The 2,858-nt window shown below is 54.2% G+C and carries 4 protein-coding genes; 1 reads left to right on the top strand and 3 read right to left on the bottom strand.

Annotation, left to right across the window (positions count from 1 at the left end):
* Positions 1–456: hypothetical protein (locus tag H5U08_RS14715; protein ID WP_297034659.1), on the top strand; the 456-nt coding region annotated here is incomplete at its 5' end.
* Between the two features lie 60 nt (positions 457–516).
* Here the strand turns inward: H5U08_RS14715 and H5U08_RS14710 are convergent.
* From H5U08_RS14710 to H5U08_RS14700, 3 genes are all read right to left on the bottom strand, one after another.
* Entirely contained in the window at positions 517–1,602 is a 1,086-nt protein-coding gene (locus H5U08_RS14710; protein ID WP_297034657.1) for a DUF1570 domain-containing protein, read from the bottom strand.
* A 192-nt stretch (positions 1,603–1,794) separates the two neighbouring features.
* Entirely contained in the window at positions 1,795–2,388 is a 594-nt protein-coding gene (locus H5U08_RS14705) for a helix-hairpin-helix domain-containing protein (RefSeq protein ID WP_297034654.1), read from the bottom strand.
* Positions 2,385–2,858, bottom strand: a 474-nt coding sequence (locus tag H5U08_RS14700; protein ID WP_297034651.1) for a hypothetical protein, incomplete at its 5' end; no start/stop codon positions are given. The genes H5U08_RS14705 and H5U08_RS14700, both read right to left, overlap by 4 nt.

Below are 2,858 nucleotides of genomic sequence, written 5' to 3'. Positions count from 1 at the left end.
AATTCCGATAACTATTATCCTGTGGCGGCATTGGCCGGTCTCCGCGAGTTGAAGGGTGCCGGAGTGGCGCTCTTTGACCAGGATACCATGCTTGCGCGGAGTAACATCGCGGCGGAACGCATCAAAGCGTTCGCCGTAGGACTGGTGGAACACGATGGGCGACTTGTTCGGATTCTGGAAAAACCCACAGCGGACGTACTGAGCCAGTTGCCACGCCCCTTGTGGCTGAGCATGAATTGCTGGCGTTTTCGGCCATCAATCTTCGAGGCCTGCCGTCGAATCGATTTATCTCCACGGGGAGAATACGAAATCACAGATGCGGTTCAGTATGCGATCGACCGATTGGGCGAAGAATTCCGGGCGGTTCTCGTGCGAGAGCCTGTTTTTGATATGACAAGTCGCTCGGACATCCCCAGTATGGCGGCCCGGTTGGCTGACGTTCCTGTCGAGCTGTAGACTCGCTCCGATCTGCCGACAGAAAACCGCCACGCCTGTTCTTTTCACATTTCTCAGTAACTATCTGCTGAGATATTCACGGATATTCCGCTCGAGTTTCTCCCAACCGCGTCCAAAGTTCGTTTCAAAATCCTTGATGCGGGCCGCTCTCGGGTAAGATTGGAACGGCGGTCTCTTCTGAACACATCGAAGATACGCGATAAACTGGCCAAGGTGCCGGTCGCTCAAGTAGGAGACAGTCGCCCATGAAGCCAGGTAGGCAGTTCTGGGTTGGAGATCGAACAAGCCGTCGCTGGCTACGATGTTCTCCAACCATCCCGAGGGAAGTTCAGAGAGCGTGTGGATTGCGACTCGTCGCAATGATTCAGTCGCAGTTGACGGACCTGATGGGCCACCATCCGCAGGCGGACTCTCGAACATCATAGCCAGTCCCTCCGCAAGCCATGACGGTGTCTCTGTAAATCGCCCCTGCAGGCCGGTGTTCGCGGCGAACTGGTGGAACGCCTCGTGGCGAAGGACATTTTCGGTCGATTCCAAGCTAACGGTTGACCCTATCGCGTTTGAAAAACTCTGTTGATCAAAAGTAAGACAGCGATTGGACAGGGCGTCGTAAAGGCCCAGCACCTGGGACTGAGGAGATCTGAAGCGACGGAACTCAGGCGCACGTTCAAAGGCTTTTCTATCGCGATAAACGACTGCAACAAGCGGGAAAACGGGTTTTGTAACCGGCAATTTGCGCTGCACCGCGAACCGCCATGCCTCACGAAACAGAGACTCGAAAATGGGCCCCCTTTGCACGGTTGTGCTGGCCGGCTGAACGACGAGATAGTGGGTTGTGCTCTCGACCCGATATTCGGAGCCGAATTCGCGCTGCAGTTGAGAGCGAATGGCGTGCGTGGGCAGCGGAATCAGCGTATCCGATGTCCTACGAAAATCGCTGGCCTGAGAACGCGGGAGACGCCTGACCGAGCCGTCCCGCGCTAACATGATGATCTCTGAAGAGTTCCACGTCAAAATCAGGCCCTCTGCTCGGATTTCACCCACGCGACATTCCACCATGCCTGAAAGCGCGGCCACGGGTACGTCGCCCGCACAAGCAGTGTGCGCCTGGACGGCCAAGGGCAGGAGAATAACCAGAATCAGCACAAACCTCGTCTTCGCGGAGGCTTTGCCATGGTATATATGTTTTTTGATAGTTGCGGCCATAATCGGGCGCTTTTAATTAATTCACAAAAAGCCGAGTCGATATTGCTTGTCTGCAAGGTGCATTCCGTTACCGCGTGTTTTTTCGTCAACAGGAGCATCGAACATTGTGTAACAATAGATTGACGCGAATGACTAACCGCTCGGACGGGCAGCACGATGCTGCTCAGGAGTCAAGTTTCCGCCATTATTCTCGGGGAATTTTAGGAATGGTTGAATCCCGCGAAGAATCCCCGGCCCGATGCCTCGAATCCGCAGCAGGTCTTCCGCCCGGCTGAAAGGACCGTGTTTCTCACGCTCGGACACGATTCTTTGCGAAAGAATCGGTCCAATCCGGGGAAGCAGAGTCAGCTCCGGCCAATCGGCCGCGTTAATGTCTACGAGAAAGTTGCACTCTCGCCGTGGACAATCACCCTCCGATTGCCAGCCCAGCCCATAGGGCAGAACAAACCAAACAAATCCTCCCAGCACAATCCACAAACATAAGGCCATTTTCGCAATCTCTCGATGAACGTATTCCCTCCACCAATCCGCCAGACGAATCCTGCGGATCTCATCACCTAGCGAGTAAATAAACTGGATACCGCCGACGACCCCATTTCGTATTGTGCGGAATAATAAGGCCAGCACAAAGAAACAAATTCTCACCGCCTGAGCGAGTCGTTGCCCGACGAGTGAAAGCCAGGGGGACAGTGCGCGGATGATCCTGTCGTATAAACGGGACTTCATTGCGAACCCTTAGAAAGTCGTTGGAGAAACCGCTGAATTTCCTTTTGGGTGCGCGCGTCTTGATAGACAATTGCGGTTTGACCGTCGTCGGTGAAGAAAATGCGTCCTATTCCACCCCGCTCGTACCAATTTTGAGGCTCACATTCGTTCACGATACGCTCCCGCAAAGCCCCGGCCGTCAATCCCTGCTGAAGGACCTCTTTCACTGAATAGGCACGAAGGTCGGGCCGGTCGAAACGACCACTTTTCGTTATGAGGACCGTCTTCTCGCCCAGAATATATACGGTTGCATCGATCGTTTCCGCCAACTTCTGCACGACGCTCAGATATGGCTCTTCATTGGCGGAGCACGTTACCGGCACAGTGGGATGCACTTCATCAGAGAGCAGCGTGGGCCAATCGACGAATATCTGAAGCCGTGATAAACGATTGAGTGCCGCTACTATCTCGATAAACGGAGTCGGCTCATA

Origin of the sequence: Thermogutta sp. (assembly GCF_014359955.1) — a bacterium.
Taxonomy (GTDB): domain Bacteria; phylum Planctomycetota; class Planctomycetia; order Pirellulales; family Thermoguttaceae; genus Thermogutta.
This window is presented reverse-complemented; position numbering and strand designations above follow the sequence as displayed.

Bases quoted from the DNA above. Each gene is read 5' to 3' on its own strand.
- H5U08_RS14705 (WP_297034654.1), bottom strand. From the start codon at position 2,388: ATGAAGTCCCGTTTATACGACAGGATCATCCGCGCACTGTCCCCCTGG.